At 71.1% G+C, this 22,654-nt stretch carries 18 protein-coding genes and 1 tRNA gene; 16 read left to right on the top strand and 3 right to left on the bottom strand.

What is annotated here, in order from left to right; genetic code table 11:
* The first annotated feature begins 3 nt into the window (after positions 1-3).
* The 9 genes from D7I47_RS13025 to pyk all read left to right on the top strand — a co-directional run bounded on the left by D7I47_RS13025 (position 4) and on the right by pyk (position 12,441).
* A complete protein-coding gene (locus D7I47_RS13025) occupies positions 4-594 on the top strand; it encodes a Trp biosynthesis-associated membrane protein (protein ID WP_120763456.1) in 591 nt (196 codons plus the stop codon).
* A gap of 70 nt (positions 595-664) precedes the next feature.
* The gene (locus D7I47_RS13020; protein ID WP_120763455.1) at positions 665-895 is read left to right on the top strand and encodes a DUF6704 family protein; all 231 of its coding nucleotides are present in this window, start codon (positions 665-667) and stop codon (positions 893-895) included.
* A gap of 1 nt (position 896) precedes the next feature.
* Positions 897-1,673 (top strand): indole-3-glycerol phosphate synthase TrpC, encoded by a 777-nt coding sequence (gene trpC / locus D7I47_RS13015; RefSeq protein ID WP_120763454.1) that lies wholly within the window; start codon positions 897-899, stop codon positions 1,671-1,673.
* Positions 1,670-2,899: a tryptophan synthase subunit beta gene (gene trpB / locus D7I47_RS13010; protein WP_120763453.1), complete on the top strand. Its 1,230-nt coding sequence runs from the start codon at positions 1,670-1,672 to the stop codon at positions 2,897-2,899. The genes trpC and trpB overlap by 4 nt, the downstream gene beginning before the upstream one ends.
* Positions 2,896-3,672, top strand: a complete 777-nt coding sequence (gene trpA / locus D7I47_RS13005) for a tryptophan synthase subunit alpha (protein WP_120763452.1) — start codon at positions 2,896-2,898, stop codon at positions 3,670-3,672. Before trpB ends, trpA begins: the two co-directional genes overlap by 4 nt.
* A 9-nt stretch (positions 3,673-3,681) precedes the next feature.
* The gene (lgt, locus tag D7I47_RS13000) at positions 3,682-4,764 is read left to right on the top strand and encodes a prolipoprotein diacylglyceryl transferase (RefSeq protein ID WP_405083439.1); all 1,083 of its coding nucleotides are present in this window, start codon (positions 3,682-3,684) and stop codon (positions 4,762-4,764) included.
* Positions 4,765-4,876: 112 nt separating this feature from the next.
* Complete coding sequence (gene gltB / locus D7I47_RS12995; RefSeq protein ID WP_120763451.1) at positions 4,877-9,481, top strand: glutamate synthase large subunit; 4,605 nt, start codon at positions 4,877-4,879, stop codon at positions 9,479-9,481.
* Positions 9,482-9,483: 2 nt separating this feature from the next.
* Positions 9,484-10,941, top strand: a complete 1,458-nt coding sequence (locus D7I47_RS12990) for a glutamate synthase subunit beta (protein WP_120763450.1) — start codon at positions 9,484-9,486, stop codon at positions 10,939-10,941.
* Positions 10,942-10,983: 42 nt separating this feature from the next.
* Entirely contained in the window at positions 10,984-12,441 is a 1,458-nt protein-coding gene (gene pyk, locus D7I47_RS12985; RefSeq protein WP_120763449.1) for a pyruvate kinase, read from the top strand.
* Between the two features lie 90 nt (positions 12,442-12,531).
* Here the strand turns inward: pyk and D7I47_RS12980 are convergent, their stop codons facing one another.
* Together D7I47_RS12980 and D7I47_RS12975 are read right to left on the bottom strand one after the other, a co-directional pair.
* Positions 12,532-13,290 (bottom strand): class I SAM-dependent methyltransferase, encoded by a 759-nt coding sequence (locus D7I47_RS12980; protein WP_120763448.1) that lies wholly within the window; start codon positions 13,288-13,290, stop codon positions 12,532-12,534.
* A 43-nt stretch (positions 13,291-13,333) separates the two neighbouring features.
* Positions 13,334-13,416 (bottom strand) — tRNA-Leu (locus D7I47_RS12975).
* A gap of 63 nt (positions 13,417-13,479) precedes the next feature.
* Here D7I47_RS12975 and D7I47_RS12970 point away from each other — a divergent pair.
* Positions 13,480-14,085 (top strand): ANTAR domain-containing response regulator, encoded by a 606-nt coding sequence (locus D7I47_RS12970; protein ID WP_120763447.1) that lies wholly within the window; start codon positions 13,480-13,482, stop codon positions 14,083-14,085.
* Between the two features lie 165 nt (positions 14,086-14,250).
* Here D7I47_RS12970 and D7I47_RS12965 read toward each other — a convergent pair whose 3' ends face one another.
* Positions 14,251-14,679, bottom strand: a complete 429-nt coding sequence (locus tag D7I47_RS12965; RefSeq protein ID WP_120763446.1) for a PaaI family thioesterase — start codon at positions 14,677-14,679, stop codon at positions 14,251-14,253.
* Between the two features lie 55 nt (positions 14,680-14,734).
* On the opposite strand from D7I47_RS12965, the gene polA reads away from it, so the two are divergent.
* The 6 genes from polA (at position 14,735) to rpsA (ending at position 22,628) form a co-directional block, all read left to right on the top strand.
* Entirely contained in the window at positions 14,735-17,401 is a 2,667-nt protein-coding gene (polA, locus tag D7I47_RS12960) for a DNA polymerase I (protein WP_120763445.1), read from the top strand.
* Positions 17,402-17,452: 51 nt separating this feature from the next.
* Positions 17,453-17,713: an HPr family phosphocarrier protein gene (locus D7I47_RS12955; RefSeq protein ID WP_120763444.1), complete on the top strand. Its 261-nt coding sequence runs from the start codon at positions 17,453-17,455 to the stop codon at positions 17,711-17,713.
* A gap of 54 nt (positions 17,714-17,767) precedes the next feature.
* Entirely contained in the window at positions 17,768-19,462 is a 1,695-nt protein-coding gene (locus D7I47_RS12950; protein ID WP_120763443.1) for a DUF885 domain-containing protein, read from the top strand.
* The gene (locus D7I47_RS12945) at positions 19,459-20,088 is read left to right on the top strand and encodes a DUF4166 domain-containing protein (protein WP_120763442.1); all 630 of its coding nucleotides are present in this window, start codon (positions 19,459-19,461) and stop codon (positions 20,086-20,088) included. The genes D7I47_RS12950 and D7I47_RS12945 overlap by 4 nt, the downstream gene beginning before the upstream one ends.
* Before the next feature lie 41 nt (positions 20,089-20,129).
* Positions 20,130-21,059 carry an epimerase gene (locus D7I47_RS12940; protein WP_120763982.1) on the top strand — a complete coding sequence of 310 codons (930 nt, stop codon included), beginning with the start codon at positions 20,130-20,132 and terminating at the stop codon, positions 21,057-21,059.
* A 105-nt stretch (positions 21,060-21,164) separates the two neighbouring features.
* Positions 21,165-22,628 (top strand): 30S ribosomal protein S1, encoded by a 1,464-nt coding sequence (rpsA, locus tag D7I47_RS12935; RefSeq protein ID WP_120763441.1) that lies wholly within the window; start codon positions 21,165-21,167, stop codon positions 22,626-22,628.
* Positions 22,629-22,654: the final 26 nt, after the last annotated feature.

Here is a 22,654-nt window from a genome sequence, read left to right as displayed (position 1 = left end):
CGGATGTCGGGATCCCGTCTGCGGGGGATGCTGCTCGCCGCGAGCGCCGTGCTCGCCGGGCTCGTGCTGCTGGCCTGGTCGCAGCCGTGGTTCACCTTCACGTTCACGGCCGCGAGCGGCGATCCGGCCCCGCTGCAGGTCGGGGGAGACGTGGCGGCCTCGGGCCTCGCGCCGCTCGCGCTCACCGTGCTCGCGGTGGTCGCGGCGCTCGCCCTCGCGGGACCGGTGTTCCGCGCGGTGTTCGGCGTGCTCGAGGCGCTCGTGGGCGCCGCGATCGTCGCCGTGTGCGCGGTGACCCTCGGCGACCCGGTCGCCTCCTCCGCCTCGGCGATCACCGAGGTCACCGGGGAGAGCGGGCACGAGGCGGTCGCGGCGCTCGTCGCCTCCACGAGCACGACCGCGTGGCCGACGGTCGCGATCGTGCTGGGTGTGCTCGTCGCGCTCGTCGGTGCGCTCGTGGTCGTCACGGGCCGTCGGTGGCCCGTCGCGGGGCGGCGGTACAGCCGCACCCGCACCGAGGCCGTCGCATCCGACCCCATCGCGGAGTGGGACGCGCTGAGCGACGGCGACGACCCCACCGCGCCCTCCCGCTAGACTGACCCCGCCCGCTCTGTCGCGGGCATCCCGCGGGCCCTCGCCCGCGCGCACTCGAGAAGGAGCCCCAGTGACCGACCTGCACGATCCCGGACACGGCCACTCGCCCGCCGCGTGGGTCGCGGTGATCATCATGCTCGTCGCCTTCGCGGCCGGCACGCTGTTCTTCTGGTTCGACATGCCGGCCCTGGTGTGGGCGTCGGCCGGGCTGCTCGTGGTGGGTCTCATCGTCGGGTGGGTGCTCGCGAAGCTCGGCTACGGCGTCAAGGGCCCCAAGTACGTCGCGAAGGTGCACGACTAGCGTGCTCTCGGAACTCGTCGCCGGGGCCCTCGCGGACGCCTCGGACCGTCGCGCTGCCCGCAGTCTCGCCGAGGTCGAGGCGGATGCGCTGGCCGCGCCCGCGCCGCGTGACGCCCATGCGGCGCTCGCGCCCGCCGAGCGCGTCAAGATCATCGCCGAGGTGAAACGTGCGAGCCCCTCGCGCGGTTCGCTCGCCGAGATCCGCGATCCCGCGGGCCTCGCCGTCTCGTACCAGACCGGTGGGGCGAGCGCGATCAGCGTGCTCACCGAGCAGCGCCGCTTCGGCGGATCGCTCGACGACCTGCGCGACGTGCGCGCGGCCGTCGAGCTGCCCGTGCTGCGCAAGGACTTCATCGCCGAGCCGTACCAGGTGTTCGAGGCGCGCGCCGCGGGTGCCGACCTCGTGCTGCTCATCGTGGCCGCGCTCGAGCAGCCCGTGCTCGCGGAGCTCCACGAGCTCATCGGCCAGCTCGGCATGACGGCGCTCGTCGAGGCGCACTCGGCGTCCGAGGTCGAGCGCGCGCTCGAGATCGGTGCGGGTGTCGTGGGCGTCAACGCGCGCGACCTGTCGACGTTCCAGCTCGACCGCGACCTGTTCGGCACGCTCGCCGACTCGATCCCGGCGGGCGTCATCCGGGTGGCCGAGTCGGCCGTGTCCTCGCCTGCCGACGTGGCCCACTACCGCGCCTCGGGTGCCGACGTCGTGCTCATCGGCGAGGCGCTCGTGACGGGAGACGACCCGGTCGCCACCCTCGAGACCTTCCTGGCGGCGGGATGAGCGCCGGCATCCGGGCGAGCCTGCGCGCTCTGCCCGGCCCGTTCTTCGGCGAGTACGGCGGGCGCTTCATGCCCGAGTCGCTCATCGCGGCGATCGACGAGCTCGCGGCCGCCTACGAGGAGGCCAAGGCCGACCCGGCGTTCCAGGCCGAGCTCGACGAGCTGCACCGCAGCTACACCGGCCGTCCGTCGATCGTCACCGAGGTGCCGCGCTTCGCCGAGCACGCGGGCGGCGCACGGGTCTTCCTCAAGCGCGAGGACCTCAACCACACCGGCTCCCACAAGATCAACAACGTGCTCGGCCAGGCCCTGCTCACCCGCCGGATCGGCAAGACGCGCGTCATCGCCGAGACCGGCGCCGGCCAGCACGGCGTCGCCACCGCGACGGCCGCGGCCCTCTTCGGCCTCGACTGCACGATCTACATGGGCGAGGTCGACACGCAGCGCCAGGCGCTCAACGTGGCCCGGATGCGGCTGCTCGGCGCCGAGGTCGTCTCGGTCACGACGGGCTCGCGCACCCTCAAGGACGCCATCAACGAGGCCTACCGCGAGTGGGTCACGAGCGTCGAGACCACCAACTACATCTTCGGCACCGCGGCGGGACCCCACCCGTTCCCGGCGATGGTGCGCGACTTCCAGTCGGTCATCGGCGAGGAGGCGCGCGCCCAGCTGCTCGCGGGCGTCGGCCGCCTCCCGGATGCCGTGATCGCCTGCGTCGGCGGCGGCTCGAACGCGATCGGCATCTTCGACGCCTTCCTCGACGACGAGGGCGTGGCGCTCTACGGCATCGAGGCGGCGGGCGACGGCGTCGACACCGAGCGGCACGCGGCATCCATCGAACGCGGGCGTCCCGGCATCCTTCACGGCGCCCGCAGCTACCTGCTGCAGGACGAGGACGGCCAGACGATCGAGTCGCACTCGATCTCGGCGGGCCTCGACTACCCGGGCGTCGGCCCCGAGCACGCCTACCTCGCCGACATCGGCCGCGCGAGCTACCAGCCCGCCACCGACACGGAGGCGATGGAGGCGCTGCGGCTGCTGAGCCGCACCGAGGGCATCATCCCCGCCATCGAGTCGGCGCACGCCCTCGCGGGGGCGCTGCGGATCGGGCGCGAGCTCGGTCCGGACGCCGTGCTGCTCGTGAACCTCTCGGGTCGCGGCGACAAGGACGTCGCGACCGCGGGCCGCTGGTTCGACCTCTTCGACGACGGGGCGGTGCAGTCGTGACGAGCGTCTCGACGGCGATCACCGGTTCCGGTGCGCTCGTCGGCTACCTGCCGGTCGGCTTCCCGACCCTCGAGGAGTCGATCGACGCGGCCGTCGCGCTCGTCGAGAACGGCGTCGACGCGCTCGAGCTCGGCCTGCCCTACTCCGACCCGGTGATGGACGGCCTCGCGATCCAGAAGGCCACCCAGCAGGCCCTCGCGAACGGCTTCCGGGTGCGCGACGTTTTCACCGCCGTGGAGGCCGTGCGCAGCCGCGTGGACGCCCCCGTGCTCGTCATGACCTACTGGAACCCCGTCGTGCAGTACGGCGTCGCGCGTTTCGCCGACGCGCTGCGCGACGCCGGGGGAGCGGGCCTCATCACGCCCGACATCACCCCCGACTCCGCCGCCGACTGGATCGCCGAGAGCGAGCGCACCGGCCTCGACCGGGTGTTCCTCGCGGCGCCCTCGTCGACCGACGCCCGCATCGCCGACACCGTGGCGGCGAGCCGCGGCTTCGTGTACGCCGTCTCGACGATGGGCATCACGGGCGCCCGCGCCCAGGTGGACGCCCGCGCCCGTGAGCTCGTCGCGCGGTTGCGCACGGCGGGCGCGACGGGCCCCGAGACGATCGCCGCGTGCGTCGGCATCGGCATCTCGACGCCCGAGCAGGTCGCCGAGGTGCTGAGCTACGCCGACGGCGCGATCGTGGGCGCCAAGCTCGTCGGCGCCCTCGCCGAGGGCGGCGTGTCCGGGGTCGCCCGGGTGGCATCCGCACTGTCCCAGGGAAAGTAGACTCACGACGTGTTCGCAGCCCCCATCAGCATCCCCAGCCCGCCTCCCGAGTGGAAGCAGCTGCACATCCCCTACGGCGAGTGGCTGCACGCGATCTTCCCCGCGGTGGATGCGAGCCTGTCGCTGCGCATCACGACGTACGCGATCGTCATCATCGTCGGCATCTTCGCGGCCGTGCTGCTCACCAACCGGCGCCTGACCCGCCGCGGCGCCGAGCCGTGGATCATCGTCGACGTGGGCATCTGGGCCGTCGTGCTCGGCATCATCGGGGCGCGCCTGTACCACGTGGCCACCCACCCGGACGACTACTTCGGCCCGGGCCACGAGAACTGGTGGAACCCCTTCGTCTCCGGCAGCATCTGGGCCATCTGGGAGGGCGGCGGCGCCATCTTCGGCGCGCTCATCTTCGGCGCGCTCGGCGTGTGGATCGGCTGCCGCATCACGGGCCTGCGGTTCTGGACGGTCGCGGATGCCATCGCGCCGACGCTCCTCGTCGCGCAGGCGTTCGGTCGGCTCGGCAACTGGTTCAACCAGGAGCTCTTCGGCCTGCCCACCGACCTCCCGTGGGGCCTCGAGATCGACCGGCCGAACGCGGCGATCCCCGAGGGCATCCCGGACGACGTGCTGTTCCACCCGACGTTCCTCTACGAGATCCTCTGGAACCTCGCCGGCTTCGTCCTCATCATCCTCGTCACCGAGAAGATCACCCGCGTGCCCGGAAAGCTGCTGCCGCTGCTCACCCGCCGCGACAACTGGCAGTGGGGCAAGGTGCTCGGCCTCTACCTCGTCTGGTACGGCGTGGGCCGCAGCTGGTTCGAGTCGATCCGCCTCGACCCGAGCGAGACCTTCCTCGGCATCCGGTCGAACGTGTGGGCGGCCCTCGGGGCGATCCTGCTCGGCCTCATCATCATCGCCGTGCAGTCCCGCCGTCACCCGGGGGTCGAGCCGGACGCCTACCAGCCGGGGCGCCGACCCGAGTCCGCGGCTGCGGTAGACTCCGAGGACACCTACTCGGATTCGGACGAGCCGGGCGATGGCGCCTCGGAGGTCACCGAAGCTGCCGCCACAAGCGGTTCGACCCGGACAAAATAGTTCGCGCACCTCGCCGACGAACCGGACCGCTGCTGACGGCGGATCCGGAATCTCCCTCTCTTCGTCGGGACATCGACGTCCCACATCCAGCTTCCTTGTGAGGACGGTCGACATGTCACAGCACGACACCCCCACCCCACCGGGCTCGCCCGACCCGTTCGGGCGCTTCAGCGCGGTCCCCGACGCCCAGGGCCTCTACAACCCGCGGTTCGAGAAGGACGCCTGCGGGCTCGCCATGGTGGCGACGCTGCGCGGCACCGCGGGCCACGACATCGTGACGAACGCGCTCGACGCGCTGCGGCACCTCGAGCACCGCGGTGCGGTCGGCTCCGACGCCGGCACGGGTGACGGTGCCGGCATCATCACCCAGATCCCGGATGCCTTCCTGCGCGCCGTAGCGGGCTTCGAACTGCCGCCGGTCGGCCGCTACGCGGTCGGCATGGCCTTCCTGCCGCTCGACGACGCCCAGCGCGCCGCCGAGAAGGAGGCGATCGGCCGGATCGCCGTCGAGGAGGGCCTCGAGGTGCTCGGCTGGCGTGACGTGCCGACCGACCCCGAGCACCTCGGCACGCTCGCGCGCGAGGCCGCGCCGGCCTTCGAGCAGCTCTTCGTGACCTCCGCCCGCACCGACGCCGACGGCAAGCCGCTCGCGGGCATCGCGCTCGACCGGCTCACCTTCCGCCTGCGCAAGCGCGCCGAGCGGGAGCTCGGCTCCTACCTGCCGTCGCTGTCGAGCCGCACCCTCGTCTACAAGGGCATGGTCACGACGCTCCAGCTCGAGCCGTTCTACCCCGACCTCTCGGACGAGCGCTTCGCCACGAAGCTCGCCCTCGTGCACTCGCGGTACTCCACCAACACCTTCCCCTCGTGGCCGCTCGCGCAGCCGTTCCGGATGATCGCGCACAACGGCGAGATCAACACCGTGCAGGGCAACCGCAACTGGATGCGCGCGCGCCAGTCGCAGCTGCACTCCGAGGACCTCGGCGACCTGCGTCCGCTGTTCCCGATCGTCTCGGAGGGCGCGAGCGACTCCGCCTCGTTCGACGAGGTCGTCGAGCTGCTGACGCTCGGCGGCCGCAGCCTGCCGCACGCGATCATGATGATGGTGCCGGAGGCCTGGGAGAACCAGGTCGACATCGACCCGGCCCGCCGCGGCTTCTACGACTACCACTCGGCGCTCATGGAGCCGTGGGACGGCCCGGCCGCCCTCGTCTTCACCGACGGCTCGCTCGTCGGTGCGACGCTCGACCGCAACGGGCTGCGACCCGGCCGCTTCCTGGTGACCGACGACGGCCTCGTCGTGCTCGCGAGCGAGATCGGCGTGCTCGACTTCCCGGCCGACAAGATCGTGCGCAAGGGCCGCCTGCGCCCGGGCCGGATGTTCCTCATCGACACGGTCGAGGGCCGCATCATCGAGGACGACGAGATCAAGTCGCAGCTCGCGGCCGCCGAGCCCTACGCCGAGTGGGTCGAGCGCAACCGCATCGAGCTCGAGGACCTGCCGCCGCGCGAGCACGTCGTGCACACCGCGGCATCCGTCACGCGCCGCCAGCGCACCTTCGGCTACACCGAGGAGGAGGTGCGCATCCTCCTCACCCCGATGGCGCAGAACGGCGCCGAGCCGCTCGGCGCGATGGGCTCCGACACGCCCATCGCCGTGCTCTCGGACCGTCCGCGCCTCATCTTCGACTACTTCACCCAGGCGTTCGCGCAGGTCACCAACCCGCCGCTCGACTCGATCCGCGAAGAGGTCGTCACCTCGATGCGGCTGGGCCTCGGCCCCGAGCGCAACCTGCTGGCGGCGACGCCCGAGCACGCCCGCCAGATCGTGCTCGACTTCCCGGTGATCGGCAACGACGAGCTCGCGAAGATCATCCGCATCGGCTCCGAGGACGGCAAGCGCCTCACGCACACCATCCGGGGTCTCTACCGCTTCGACGCGGGCGACGACGCGATGCAGAACCGCATCGAGGCGATGTGCGCGGAGGCCGACGCGGCCATCGAGGCGGGGGCGCAGTTCCTCGTGCTCTCGGACCGCGACTCCAACAAGGACCTCGCGCCCATCCCGTCGCTGCTCATGCTCGCGGCCGTCCACCACCACCTCATCCGCCAGGAGACGCGGATGCAGGTGGGCATCATCGTGGAGACGGGCGACGCCCGCGAGGTGCACCACGCCGCGCTGCTGCTCGGCTACGGCGCCTCGGCGATCAACCCCTACCTCGCGATGGAGACCGCGGAGCAGCTCGTCGCGACGGGCTTCATCACGGGCATCACGCCGGAGAAGGCGGTCAAGAACCTCATCAAGGCGCTCGGCAAGGGCGTGCTGAAGATCATGTCCAAGATGGGCATCTCGGTCATCGGCTCCTACGCGGGCGCCCAGGCCTTCGAGGCGGTCGGTCTCAGCCAGGAGTTCGTCGACCGCTACTTCACCGGCACGACGACGCTGCTCGGCGGGGTCGGCATCGACGTCATCGCGGCCGAGAACCTCATCCGCCACACGAGCGCCTACCCCGAGAACGCGGGCGAGAAGGTGCACGAGCGGCTCGAGACGGGCGGCGAGTACCAGTGGCGCCGCGAGGGCCCGCCGCACCTGTTCAGCCCCGAGACGGTCTTCAAGCTGCAGCACTCCACGCGCGCCCGCCGCTTCGACGTGTTCCGCGAGTACACGAAGTCGGTCGACGAGCAGGCGGAGCGCCTCATGACGCTGCGCGGCCTGTTCCGCATCAAGAACGGGGAGCGCCCCGCGGTGCCGATCGACGAGGTCGAGCCGATCTCGTCGATCATCGAGCGCTTCAACACCGGCGCGATGAGCTACGGCTCGATCTCCAAGGAAGCCCACGAGACCCTCGCGATCGCCATGAACCGCATCGGCGGCCGCTCCAACACGGGCGAGGGCGGCGAGGACGTCGACCGTCTGCTCGACCCGGCCCGCCGCAGCCGGATCAAGCAGGTCGCCTCCGGCCGGTTCGGCGTGACGAGCCTCTACCTCACCAACGCCACCGACATCCAGATCAAGATGGCGCAGGGTGCCAAGCCCGGCGAGGGCGGCCAGCTCATGGCCACCAAGGTGTACCCGTGGGTCGCGCGCACGCGTCACTCGACCCCCGGCGTGGGCCTCATCTCGCCGCCGCCGCACCACGACATCTACTCGATCGAGGACCTCAAGCAGCTCATCTTCGACGTCAAGCGCGCGAACCCCTCGGCCCGCGTGCACGTCAAGCTCGTGAGCCAGTCGGGCATCGGCGCCGTCGCGGCGGGTGTCACGAAGGCGCTGGCGGATGTCGTGCTCGTCTCGGGCCACGACGGCGGCACGGGCGCCTCCCCGCTCAACTCGCTCAAGCACGCGGGCACGCCGTGGGAGATCGGCCTCGCCGAGACGCAGCAGACCCTCATGCTCAACGGCATGCGCGACCGCGTGGTCGTGCAGGTCGACGGGCAGATGAAGACCGGGCGCGACGTCGTGATCGCGGCGCTGCTGGGCGCCGAGGAGTACGGCTTCGCGACGGCGCCGCTCGTCGTCTCGGGCTGCATCCTCATGCGCGTGTGCCACCTCGACACCTGTCCGGTGGGCGTGGCGACCCAGAACCCCGAGCTGCGTGCGCGTTTCAGCGGCAAGCCGGAGTTCGTGGAGACGTTCTTCGAGTTCCTCGCGCAGGAGGTGCGCGAGTACCTCGCCGAGCTCGGCTTCCGCTCGCTCGACGAGGCGATCGGACACTCGGAGCTGCTCGACGTCGACCGCGCCGTGCAGCACTGGAAGGCCGACGGCCTCGACCTCACGCCCGTGCTGGTCGGCCCGGAGTTCCCCGAGGACGAGCCGCGGGGCAACCGTCGCGGCCAGGAGCACGAGCTCGAGAAGCACTTCGACCAGGAGCTCATCCGCCTCGCCGCCGACGCGCTCGAGCACGGCACGCCGATCGAGCTCGAGCTGGCCATCAAGAACACCGAGCGGGCCGTCGGCACGATGCTCGGCCACGAGGTCACGAAGCGCCACGGTGAGCACGGCCTGCCGGAGGGCACCATCCAGGTGACCCTCAACGGCTCGGCCGGCCAGTCGCTCGGCGCGTTCATGCCGCACGGCATCACGCTGCGCCTCGAGGGCGACACCAACGACTACGTCGGCAAGGGGCTCTCGGGCGGCCAGATCGTCGTGCGTCCGCCGCGCGGTGCGGTGTTCCCGGCCGAGCGCAACGTCATCGCCGGCAACGTCATCGGCTACGGGGCCACCCGCGGCTCGATCTTCATCCGCGGCGTCGTGGGGGAGCGGTTCCTGGTGCGCAACTCGGGAGCCACGGCCGTCGTCGAGGGTGTGGGCGACCACGCGCTCGAGTACATGACCGGTGGGCTCGCCGTCATCCTCGGCGGCACCGGACGCAACCTCGGCGCCGGCATGTCGGGCGGCACCGCCTACGTGTACGAGCTGCGGCCCGAGCGCGTCAACCGCGAGTCGCTCGCGAGCGGCGAGCTCGAACTGCTGCCGCTCGAATCCGCCGACGTCGCGATCGTGACCGACCTGCTCGAGAAGCACGTCGCCGAGACCGACTCCGCCCTCGCGAAGCGGATGCTGGAGAACATCGAGGAGACCATGTCCGCCTTCGTGAAGGTGCTGCCGCGCAACTACGCCGCGGTGCTCGAGACCCGTCGCCAGGCGGCCGACGAGGGACTCGACCCCGACGGTGAGATCGTCTGGAGTCGCATCCTCGAAGTGACGGGGGGCTGACCATGGCCGACCCGAAGGGATTCCTCAAGGTCCAGGAGCGCGAGCTCCCGCAGCGCCGGCCGGTCGCCGTGCGCATCATGGACTGGAAAGAGGTCTACGAGGACCAGGACCGCACCCAGCTGCGCCGCCAGGCGGGCCGCTGCATGGACTGCGGCGTGCCGTTCTGCCACCAGGGCTGCCCGCTCGGCAACCTGATCCCCGAGTGGAACGACCTCACCTGGCGCGGGGAGGGCCGTCAGGCCATCGAGCGCCTGCACGCGACGAACAACTTCCCGGAGTTCACCGGGCGCCTGTGCCCCGCGCCCTGCGAGTCGGCGTGCGTGCTCGGCATCAACCAGCCGCCCGTGACGATCAAGCAGGTCGAGGTGTCGATCATCGACCAGGCCTTCCAGAGCGGATGGGTGCAGCCGCATCCGCCGGAGCGCCTCACCGGCAAGACGGTCGCCGTGGTCGGCTCGGGCCCCGCGGGCCTCGCCGCCGCCCAGCAGCTCACGCGCGCGGGCCACACGGTCGCCGTCTACGAGCGCGACGACCGCATCGGCGGCCTGCTGCGCTACGGCATCCCGGACTTCAAGATGGAGAAGCGCCAGATCGAGCAGCGCCTCGCCCAGATGCAGGCCGAGGGCACCCGCTTCCGTGCGGGCGTCGAGATCGGCGTCGACATCTCGTGGGCCGAGCTCAAGGAGCGCTACGACGCGGTCGTCATCGCCACCGGCGCGACCGTGCCGCGCGAGCTGCCCATCCCGGGCCGCGACCTCATGGGCGTGCACTTCGCGATGGACTACCTCGTGCAGCAGAACAAGGTCGTCGCGGGTGATACCGTGCCCGGCCAGATCGACGCGCACGGCAAGCACGTCATCGTCATCGGCGGCGGCGACACGGGGGCCGACTGCATCGGCACCGCGCACCGTCAGGGCGCGCTGAGCGTCACGAACCTCGCGATCGGCTACCAGCCGCCCGTCGACCGTCCCGAGCACCAGCCGTGGCCCATGACCCCGACGGTGTTCGAGGTGTCGAGCGCCCACGAGGAGGGCGGCGAGCGCGTCTTCCTCGCCTCCACGGTCGAGTTCCTCGGCAACGAGGCGGGCGAGGTGCGCGCGCTGCGCGTCGCCGAGACCGAGTACCTCGACGGCCGCCGCGTGCCGAAGTCGGGCACCGAGCGCGAGATCCCCGCCGACCTCGTGCTCATCGCCATGGGCTTCACCGGTCCCGAGCAGGACGCCCTCAGCGACCAGCTGCGGACGCCGTTCGACGCCCGCGGCAACGTCACGCGCGACGCGCAGTACGCCACGAGCGAGCCCGGGGTGTTCGTGGCGGGCGACGCGGGCCGCGGCCAGTCGCTCATCGTCTGGGCGATCGCCGAGGGCCGCGCCGTGGCATCCGCCGTCGACCGCTACCTCGAGGGCGACACGCAGCTGCCGTTCCCCGTGCGCCCCACCGACCGCGGCATCGGCCTCTGAGCCGGCGCCGAATCCGCCACCACCCGAAACACTGAAGGAATCATGAGACGAGCCAAGATCGTCGCGACGCTGGGTCCTGCCACGTCGTCCTACGAGAACCTCCGCGCCATCATCGAGGCGGGCGTCAACGTCGCCCGGATGAACCTCAGCCACGGCAGCTACGAGGTGCACGAGGAGGTCTACGCGAACGTGCGTCGGGCCGCCGACGACGCGGGCCAGCCGGTCGCCGTGCTCGTCGACCTGCAGGGGCCGAAGATCCGCCTCGGCAAGTTCGCCGCCGGCCCGCACGAGCTCGGCGTCGGCGACATCTTCACGATCACCACGGAGGAGGTCGAGGGCACCAAGGAGCTCGTCGGCACGACCTTCAAGGGCCTGCCCCAGGACGTGAAGCCGGGCGACTTCCTGCTGATCGACGACGGCAAGGTCAAGGTGCGCGTGCTCGACACCGACGGCGTGCGCGTGCGCACCGAGGTCGTCGTGGCGGGCCCCGTCTCCAACAACAAGGGCATCAACCTGCCCGGCGTGGCGGTCAACGTGCCGGCGCTGTCCGAGAAGGACGAGGCCGACCTGCGCTGGGGCCTCGCCCTCGGCGCCGACTACATCGCGCTGTCGTTCGTGCGCGACGCCCGCGACATCACGCGCGTGCACGAGATCATGGCCGAGGAGGGGCGCAAGATCCCCGTCATCGCGAAGATCGAGAAGCCGCAGGCGGTCGACGCCCTCGAGGAGATCATCGACGCCTTCGACGGCATCATGGTCGCCCGCGGCGACCTCGCCGTCGAGCTGCCGCTCGAGGCGGTGCCGGTCGTGCAGAAGCGCGCCGTGGAGCTGTGCCGTCGCATGGCGAAGCCCGTCATCGTCGCGACGCAGATGCTCGAGTCGATGACCCACTCGCCCGTGCCGACCCGTGCCGAGGCGTCCGACGTCGCGAACGCGGTGCTCGACGGTGCGGATGCCGTGATGCTCTCCGGCGAGACGAGCGTCGGCGAGTACCCGGTCGTGACGGTGCAGACCATGGCGCGCATCATCGAGTCCACCGAGGACCACGGCCTCGAGCGCATCGCCCCGCTCGGCACGAAGCCGCGCACCCAGGGCGGCGCGATCACGCTCGCGGCCGCGGAGGTCGCCTCCTTCGTCGAGGCGAAGTACGTGTGCGTCTTCACCGAGTCGGGCGACTCGGCGCGCCGCATGTCGCGCTTGCGGTTCCGCATCCCGATGAAGGCCTTCACGCCCGAGGAATCGATCCGTCGCCGCATGAACCTCACGTGGGGCATCGAGTCGTTCAAGGTCGAGCGCGTCACGCACACCGACGCCATGTACGCCCAGGTCGACACCGTGCTGCTCGAGAACAAGCTCGCGGGCCTCGGCGACAAGGTCGTCGTGATCTCGGGATCCCCTCCCGGCATCCCGGGCTCCACGAACGACCTGCGCGTGCACGTCGTGGGCGACGCGATCAACAAGGTCGCGCCCGTGTGGGAGTCCGGCGACCACGCCGACTGACCCCCACGCACCACAACTCAGGAGATCCGCCTCGACATCCGTGCAATGGCGCACGGATGCGGCGGGTCTCCTGAGTTGCGTACGGGGACGTCAGGGCGCGGCGCCGATGGCGCCCCAGGCGCGACCGGGCAGTGTGATCGGGCCGTCGCCGAGGGCGCTGCGGGCCTCCTCGCGGATGCGGTCGCGCGTGGCGGGGTCGCTGGCCCGGAAGTGGCCGCCCGCCGGACCGACGCCGAGCGTGTACGGCTCCCACCACTCCTCGAACGTCGCATGGTGCACCGGCACCTCCAGTGCGATCGCCTCGACGTCGACGAACCCCGCCTCGCGCAGCAACCCGGCGAGCTCGCCCTCGCGCACCCCGCGCATCGAGAGCTCATCCACGACGTGCGCATCGGCGGCGTGCGCGGCGGCCCAGTAGGCGGCGAGCGGGCCGCGGCCGGTCTGATCCCACGCCGTCACGGCGACGCGAGCTCCCGGGCGCGCGACCCGGCGCATCTCGGCGAGTCCTGCCGGCTGGTCGGGGATGAACTGCACCACGAGATGGGCGTACACGCCGTCGAACGACGCATCGTCGAAGGGCAGCGCCTCCGCGGAGGCGAGCCGGATGTCGGCGCGGGGCAGGCGCATCCGAGCCGCCGCGACGAAGCTCGCCGACGGGTCGACGCCGGCCACGGCATCCGGGCCGACGATCGCCGCGAGGCGTTCCGTGAGTGCGCCCGGACCGCAGCCCACATCGAGGACCCGCTGGCCCGGCGCCGCCGCCGCGACCTCGAGCAGCTCCTCCGCGAGCGGGCCGGAGTAGCGGCCCATGAACCGGTCGTACGCCTCCGCGGCGACATCGAACGCCATGCGCCGACGCTACGCCCGCCGATCACGGATGGATACCCTGCGGTGCCGGTGGTGGGGGTCGAACCCACACGTCCTCACGGACAACCGATTTTGAGTCGGTCGCGTCTGCCATTCCGCCACACCGGCCGGTGCGAGCGAGGTCCGCAACCGGAGCCTCGCGGCATCCTGACGTTACCGTAGGATTCAAAGGTGAGTGAGACGGAAGCCACCCCCAGCGCCCCCCGCCGTGTCGTCGTCGCGGAGGACGAGTCGCTGATTCGCCTCGACATCGTCGAGATCCTGCGCGACAACGGCTTCGACGTGGTGGGGGAGGCCGGCGACGGCGAGACCGCCGTGGCCCTCGCCACCGAGCTGCGCCCCGACCTCGTCGTCATGGACGTCAAGATGCCCCAGCTCGACGGCATCTCCGCCGCGGAGCGCCTCACCAAGAACCACATCGCGCCCGTCGTACTGCTCACCGCCTTCAGCCAGAAGGAGCTCGTGGAGCGGGCCTCGGAGGCGGGCGCGCTCGCCTACGTCGTGAAGCCCTTCACGCCCAACGACCTGCTGCCGGCGATCGAGATCGCCCTCAGCCGCTACCAGCAGATCGTGACCCTCGAGGCCGAGGTCGCCGACATGGTCGAGCGCTTCGAGACCCGCAAGCTCGTCGACCGCGCCAAGGGGCTGCTCAACGAGAAGATGGGCCTCACCGAGCCGGAGGCGTTCCGCTGGATCCAGAAGGCGTCGATGGATCGCCGCCTCACCATGCACGACGTCGCCCAGGCGATCATCGACCAGCTCGCGCCCAAGAAATAGGACGAGGCGGCCGACCCGCCCCGGACCGCACGCGCCGAGCGGTATGCGCCATCCGTCCCATCTCAAGGAGTCGCACCACCCGTCTCACGGAGTTCGTGTGGCAGGTGTCGGCTTCTGAGGCTGGTGGGGCCCGGATGCGCGCGGGCTCCTTGAGATGGGCTGGCGCTACGAGCGATCGCGGAGGTAGTTCGTCATCCGCACCGTCGAGAGCCGGCGGCCCTCCTCGTCGGTCATGACGATCTCGTGGGTGCACAGCGTGCGGCCGAGCACGAGCGCGGTGCAGGTGCCCGTGACCCAGCCCTCGGTGATCGAGCGCGAGTGGGTCGCGTTGATCTCGATGCCGACCGCGACACGCCCGGGGCCGCCGTGGATGGCCGAGGAGATCGAGCCGAGAGACTCGCCGAGCACGACGTGGGCGCCGCCGTGCAGCAGCCCCACGACCTGGCGGTTGCCCTCGACCGGCATCCGGGCCACCGAGTACGAGGCCGACAGCTCGAGGAACTCGATGCCCATCTTCTGGGCGAGCTGGCCGCCCCCGGTGTCGCCGAGTCGGGCGACGAGCTCCGGGTCGAGGTCGGGCGGGAGGATGACCATGAGCGCTCCATCGGGTCGTCGGTGGGGTGTCGGGCCCTCTCGCTAGGCTGGGGCCGTGCCGGAAGAAAAGCCTACGCTCCTGCTCATCGACGGCCACTCGCTGGCGTTCCGTGCCTTCTACGCGTTGCCGGTCGACAGCTTCGTGACCCGCGACGGGCAGCACACCAACGCCATCCACGGGTTCATCTCGATGCTGCTGAACCTGCTCCAGCAGCAGAAGCCCACCCATCTCGCGGTCGCGTTCGACATCTCCCGCTACTCGTTCCGCACGCGCGAGTACGCGGAGTACAAGGGCACCCGCGGCGAGACCCCTCCCGAGTTCGTCGGCCAGGTGCCGCTGCTCGAGGAGGCGCTGCACGCCATGAACATCCGCACGCTCTCGAAGGAGGACTTCGAGGCGGACGACATCCTCGCCACGCTCGCCACCCGCGGCGCTGCCGAGGGCTACCGCGTGCTCGTCGTCTCGGGCGACCGCGACACCATCCAGCTCGTCGACGACGACGTCACCCTGCTCTACCCGAACGTGCGCGGGGTGAGCGAGCTCAAGACCTACGACACCGACGCGGTGATCGAGCGCTACGGCATCCGGCCCGAGCAGTACCCCGAGATCGCCGCACTCGTCGGCGAGACGAGCGACAACCTGCCGGGCGTCGACAAGGTCGGCGAGAAGACGGCCGTCAAGTGGATCCAGCAGTACGGCACGGTCGAGGAGCTGCTCGCGCACGCCGACGCCATCACGGGCGTCGTCGGGCAGAACCTGCGCGACCAGCAGGATCGCGTCGTGCGCAACCGGCGGCTCAACCGTCTCGTGCGCGACGTCGAGCTGCCCTACGGTCCGGCCGACCTCGAGCGCGAGGCCATCGACCCGACAGCCGTGCGTGCGGTGTTCGACCGGCTGCAGTTCCGCACCCTGCTCGACCGGGTGTTCAAGATCGAGGGCGCGGCCGCGGATGCGGGGCTCGTCGACGCGGAGGCGGGGGAGAGCACCGCGATCTCGGCCCCCGTGGTGCGCACGATGATCGACGAGGAGCTCGCGAAGTGGCTGCAGACGCAGTCGAAGGACGGCACGTTGCCGCTCGGGTTGCGGATCGCGACCGTGGGCGGCCAGGTCGAAGGCTTCGGCATCGCGAGCCTCACCGAGAGTGCGTGGGTGCCCTGGGCCCCGGGCCGTCCCGACTACACGGCACTCGAGCAGTGGCTCGCCTCCGACGCCCCGAAGTACCTGCACGACGCCAAGCGGCAGCTCAAGACGCTCCACTCCGCGGGCCTCGAGCTTGCGGGCGTGGCGGGCGACACGGCACTCTCGGCGTGGCTGCTGCGCCCCGGCAACAAGGCCGACAGTCTCGGCGGGCTCGTCTACTACTACCTCGGCGAAACCTTGCCCGAGCCCGACCCGAGCCAGCTCGTGCCCGAGACGGAGGCCCTCAACCCCGCCACCGAGGCCTGGTACCTCGTGCGGTTGCAGGCCGAACTCGACGCACGGCTCGACCCGGGCTCCCTCTCGGTGCAGCACGACATCGAGGTGCCGCTCGTGCCCGTGCTCGCGCGCATGGAGCTGCAGGGCATCACGGTCTCGGCGGACGTGCTCGGCGAGTTGAACTCGCGCCTCGGCACGCAGGCGGCTGAGATCGCCCAGCGGGCCTACGCGGAGATCGGCCGGGAGGTGAACCTCGGCTCGCCGAAGCAGCTGCAGGAGGTGCTCTTCGACCAGCTCGGCATGCCGAAGACCCGCTCCAACAAGACCGGCTACTCGACCGACGCGCAGGCGCTGGCCGACCTGCAGGAGCAGCACCCGCATCCGTTCCTCGAACTGCTGCTGCAGCACCGCGACGCCACCAAGATCCGGCAGATCGTCGAGACCCTGCAGACCGCGATCGGGCAGGACGCCCGCATCCACACCACCTACGAGCAGACCGGCTCGGCCACCGGCCGCATCTCCTCGAACGACCCGAACCTGCAGAACATCCCGGTGAAGACCGAGGTCGGCCGCGAGGTGCGGTCGGCGTTCCTCGCCGGCGAGGGCTTCGAGACGCTGCTGACGGCCGACTACTCGCAGATCGAGATGCGGATCATGGCGCACCTCTCCGAGGACGAGGGGCTCATCGAGGCGTTCCGCTCGGGGGAGGACCTGCACCGCTTCGTCGGGGCGCGCATCTTCGGCGTCGCCCCCGCCGACGTCACCCCGACCATGCGCACGAAGGTCAAGGCGATGTCCTACGGTCTCGCCTACGGCCTGTCGGCCTTCGGGCTCAGCAAGCAGCTGCGCATCGAGGTGGCGGAGGCCCGCGAGCTGATGGCCGACTACTTCGCCCGCTTCGGCGCGGTGCGCGAGTACCTGCGCGGCGTCGTCGAGCAGGCCCGCGTCGACGGGTACACCACGACGATCTTCGGTCGGCGCCGGCCCTTCTCCGACCTGGGCTCCACCAACCGGGTGCTGCGCGAGAACGCCGAGCGGCAGGCGCTCAACTCGCCCATCCAGGGCTCCGCGGCCGACATCATCAAGCGCGCGATGCTCACGATCGACGCGGAGATCCGCGCCGCCGGGCTCGCATCCCGGATGCTCCTGCAGGTGCACGACGAACTCGTCTTCGAGGTCGCGCCGGGCGAGCGGGAGGCGCTCACGGGCATCGTCACGGCCGGGATGGCGGGGGCGGCCGAGCTCTCGGTGCCGCTCGACGTGCAGCTGGGGACTGGCCCGAACTGGGACGCTGCCGCACACTAGACGGAACGCATCCGCACCGTCACACAGGCGAAGGGGCCGAGAGGAGAGCCGATGCCCGAACGCACCGTCGTCGTCGCCTCGAGCGTCGGCCTGCACGCGCGGCCCGCCGCGCTGTTCTCGCAGGCGGCCGCGCAGGCGACGCTGCCCGTGACGCTGACCACCGCGTCCGGGCGCACCGTCAACGCCGCGAGCATCCTCGGCGTGCTGTCGCTCGGCATCGACCACGGCGAGCGGGTGACACTCGCGAGCGACGACACGGCGACCCTCGACGCCCTCGTCGAGATGCTCGAGCGCGACCTCGACCTCGAGTAGCCGCGGGCCGGACGTCCCGCTCCCGGGTCGGCGCGCCACCGTAGGGTGGAGAGCATGACCGCACCGCGCCCCACCACCCCGATCGACACCATCGCAGAGGGGTGGGTGGCGACGCTCGTCGACCTCGCACCCGACGTGGCGATCTACATCGGCGTGCCGGGCCGCACGGGCGAGTTCGGCGACCTCTCGCCCGCGGGGCACGAGCGGATCGCGGAGGCGACGCGCGCGGTCGTGCGCGAGCTCGAGGCCGCCCAGCCGGTCGACGCGGTCGACGAGGTCACGAAGGCCGACCTGCTCGCGGAGTCCCGGCTGTCGCTGGAGGCCCACGACGCACGCCTGCACCTGCGGGACCTCAACGTGATCGCCTCGCCCGCCCAGGAGATCCGCGAGTCGTTCGACCTCATGCCCACCGCGACGCCCGAGGACTGGGCGACGATCGCCGAGCGCCTCGGCAACCTGCCGGGGGCGGTGACCGGCTACATCGAGACGCTGCGCGCGGGTATCGCGGAGGGCGTCGTGCCCGCGAAGCGTCAGGTGCGGGAGGTGGCCGAGCAGGCGCGTCGCAACGGGCGCACGGACGGGTTCTTCGCCGAGTTCGTCGGCGGTGCGGACGTCGAGTCGGGCGAGCTGCCCGAGAGTCTGCGCTCCGACCTCGCCCGCGGTGCCGAGGTGTCGGCCGCCGCGTACCGCGAGCTCGCCGACTTCCTCGAGGGGGAGCTGCTGCCGGCGGCATCCGAGGTCGACGGCGTGGGGCGCGAGCTGTACGCGCTGCGCTCGCGGCACTTCCTGGGTGCCGAGATCGACCTCGACGAGACCTACGAGTGGGGCATCGGCGAGCTCGAGCGAATGATCGAGGAGCAGACCCGCGTCGCGCACGAGATCCTCCCCGGTGCGAGCGTCGAGGAGGCCGTGGCCCACCTCGAGCGGGACGCGAGCCGCAAGCTGCACGGCACCGAGGCGCTGAAGGCGTGGATGCAGGAGCTGAGCGACCGCGTCGTCGCCGAGCTGGGCGCCTCGCACTTCGACATCCCCGAGCCGGTGCGCGCACTCGAGTGCATGATCGCCCCCACCCAGGACGGCGGGATCTACTACACGGGTCCGTCCGACGACTTCAGCCGCCCGGGCCGGATGTGGTGGAGCGTGCCCGAGGGCGTCACCGAGTTCGACACGTGGCGCGAGAAGACCACGGTGTTCCACGAGGGCGTGCCGGGACACCACCTGCAGATCGGGCAGGCCGTGCACAACCGCGGCGAGCTGAACCTCTGGCGGCGCCAGCTCGCCGGCACGAGCGGCCACGCGGAGGGTTGGGCGCTCTACGCCGAACGGCTCATGGAGGAGCTCGGCTACCTCGACGACCCGGCCGACCGGCTCGGCATGCTCGACGGCCAGCGGATGCGCGCCGCGCGCGTCGTGCTCGACATCGGCGTGCACCTCGGCAAGCCGAAGCCCCGCGTGCGCGGTCTCGAGGAGCTCTCCTCGGAGGGCACGTGGGATGCCGACTTCGCGCTCGAGTTCATGCGCCGCAACGTCAACATGGACGACGCCTTCGTGCGTTTCGAGGTCAACCGCTACCTGGGCTGGCCCGGGCAGGCGCCGTCCTACAAGGTGGGGCAGCGCATCTGGGAGCAGATCCGCGACGACGCCCAGCGTCGGGCGGGGTCGGCGTTCTCGTTCCGCGCCTTCCACAAGCACGCGCTCGATCTCGGCGGCGTCGGGCTCGACACCCTGCGCACCGCCCTCGCCCCGTGACGCGGCGACGGCACGCGGGCGCGCCGTGGGCGTCCGCGCTCGGCCATCGCGTCGAGGAGCTCTCGCCCGCGCTCCAGGCGTACTTCGGCGGCGCCCCCTACGGTTCGCACGGCATCGGCGAGGGGGTGTTCACGACGGTCGGCACGCCGCGTCGCCTGCTCTGGCCGCTGCTCGCCGTCCTCGGGCGGTGGAACGTCGTCTGGCCCGTGTGGGCGCACAACGTGCCGTTCACGATCGCGAACGTGCCGACCCCGCACGGGCTCATCGGGGTGCGCCGCTTCCGCTTCGCGGACGGGGATCGCACGATGACCGACCGGATCAGCTGGACGAGCCGGGGGCTGCGGCAACGGCTTGGGGCGGGGGAGCGGATCGTGGCCGAGCTGCACGTCGAGCCCGAGGACGGCGGACTGCGGATCACCTCGGGCCGGGTCGGCATCCGGGCGTTCGGGCTGCGGTTCTCGCTGCCGGCGTCGTGGGCGCCGCGTATCGAGGTGCACGAACGCACCCTCGCGGACGGGCGGCAGCACGTCGCCCTGACCCTCGACCTGCCGCTCGTCGGGCGCGCCTACGAGTACGCGGGGGCGTTCGAGTACCGCATCGAACCGGTCGCGCCGGGGTTCTCGTGAGCGACGCGGGGCCCGTGGTCGTCGCGGGCGCTTCGGGCTTCATGGGCCGTCACCTCGTCGACGGATGGCGGGCCGCCGGACGCGAGGTTCGCACGATCGGGCGCGGCACGGCGGATGTGCGCTGGGGCGATGCGGACGGCATCCGGCGCCTGCTGGACGGCAGCGCCCTGCTCGTGAACCTCGCCGGGAAGAGCGTCAACTGCCGCTACGGTCCCGAGAACCGTGCCGAGATCCTGCGATCGCGCGTCGAGACGACCGCGGAACTCGGGCGCGCGGTCGAGGGCGCGAGCACGCCGCCGCCGGTCTGGATCAACTCCTCGACCGCGACCATCTACCGGCACGCCGAGGACCGTCCCCAGACGGAGGAGTCCGGCGAGCTCGGAACCGGGTTCTCGGTGTCGATCGCGAGAGCGTGGGAGGAGGCGTTCTTCGCCGCCGACGCACCCGGCACGCGGCGGGTCGCGATCCGCACCGCGATCGTGCTTGGCGACGGCAGCGCCCTCGTGCCGCTGCTCCGTCTCGCCCGCTTCGGCCTCGGCGGTCCGCAGTGGGACACCCCGTGGTTCTCGACGCGCGCGCGACGCGACGCGGGCACCCAGCACGTGTTCGGCGCGCACTGGGGTCGCCAGCGGTTCAGCTGGATCCACCTCGACGACATCGCGGGGGCGATCGACTTCCTCGAACAGCATCCGGAGCTCGCCGGGGTCGTCAACCTGAGCTCCCCGCATCCCGTGACGAACGTCGAGCTCATGCGCACGATCCGCCGTGCGCTGCGGATGCCGTTCGGGCTCCCGGCGCCGCGGCCCGTGCTCGAGGTGGGGGCGTGGCTCATCCGCACCGAGACCGAGCTGCTCCTCAAGAGCCGCTGGGTGCTGCCGGAGCGGCTGCTGGGGGCCGGTTACGCGTTCCGTCAGCCGCTGCTCGAGCCCGCGATCCGCGACATCGTCGCAGAACGCAGGGCGGTGCGGTAGTCTGGAGAGTCACTTTCGTGACGTCCCTATCCGCGTGCCCGCGGAACACATCCAGTTCCATCGTTTCTCGGGCCTCGACATGTCCCTATCCGGAGCACCCACTACATGACTACCGCAACGACCGCCTCGGCCACCAAGCAGGTCGCCATCGACGACATCGGATCTGCTGAAGACTTCCTGGCCGCGGTCGAGAAGACCCTCAAGTTCTTCAACGACGGAGACCTCATCGAAGGCACCGTCGTCAAGATCGACCGCGACGAGGTCCTCCTCGACGTCGGCTACAAGACCGAGGGTGTCATCCCCTCGCGCGAACTCTCCATCAAGCACGATGTGGACCCCACCGAGGTCGTCTCGGTCGGCGACAGCGTCGAGGCGCTCGTCCTCCAGAAGGAGGACAAGGAGGGTCGCCTCATCCTGTCCAAGAAGCGCGCCCAGTACGAGCGCGCCTGGGGCGACGTCGAGAAGATCAAGGACTCGGACGGCGTGGTGACCGGTTCGGTCATCGAGGTCGTCAAGGGCGGCCTGATCGTCGACATCGGCCTCCGCGGCTTCCTGCCGGCCTCGCTCATCGAGCTGCGCCGCGTCCGCGACCTCACCCCGTACCTCGGCCAGGAGATCGAGGCGAAGATCCTCGAGCTCGACAAGAACCGCAACAACGTGGTCCTCAGCCGTCGTGCGCTCCTCGAGCAGACCCAGTCGGAGTCGCGTTCGACCTTCCTCAACAACCTCCAGAAGGGCCAGGTCCGCAAGGGCGTCGTGTCCTCGATCGTCAACTTCGGCGCCTTCGTCGACCTCGGCGGCGTGGACGGCCTCGTGCACGTCTCGGAGCTCTCGTGGAAGCACATCGAGCACGCGTCCGAGGTCGTCGAGGTGGGCCAGGAGGTCACCGTCGAGATCCTCGAGGTCGACCTCGACCGTGAGCGCGTGTCGCTCTCGCTCAAGGCGACCCAGGAGGACCCGTGGCAGGTCTTCGCCCGCACCCACGCGATCGGCCAGATCGCACCGGGCAAGGTCACCAAGCTCGTCCCGTTCGGTGCGTTCGTGCGCGTCGCGGACGGCATCGAGGGCCTCGTGCACATCTCGGAGCTGTCGGGCAAGCACGTCGAGCTCGCCGAGCAGGTCGTGTCGGTCGGCGACGAGGTGTTCGTCAAGGTCATCGACATCGACCTCGAGCGTCGCCGCATCTCGCTGAGCCTCAAGCAGGCCAACGAGGGCATCGACCCGCACAACACCGAGTTCGACTCGGGCCTCGCCGCGCTGTACGGCATGGTCACCGAGTACGACGAGCAGGGCAACTACAAGTACCCGGAGGGCTTCGACCCGACCTCGGGCGAGTGGCTCGAGGGCTTCGAGGCCCAGCGCGACGCGTGGGAGGCCGAGTACGCGGCCGCTCAGGCTCGCTGGGAGGCCCACAAGAAGCAGATCCTCGCCGCCGAGGAGACCGAGGCCGAGCTCGACGCGCGTCCGTCGTCCGGTAACTCGTTCTCGTCGGAGAGCGTCTCGGGCGGCACCCTCGCCGACGACGAGTCGCTCGCCGCGCTGCGCGAGAAGCTCAGCAGCAACTCCTGAGCGACTGACGCTCATCCGGATGGCCG

This window comes from Protaetiibacter intestinalis (genome assembly GCF_003627075.1).
Classification (GTDB): Bacteria; Actinomycetota; Actinomycetes; order Actinomycetales; family Microbacteriaceae; genus Homoserinibacter; species Homoserinibacter intestinalis.
The sequence above is the reverse complement of the archived record's forward strand: the minus strand, read 5'-3'. Positions and strand labels throughout refer to the sequence as shown.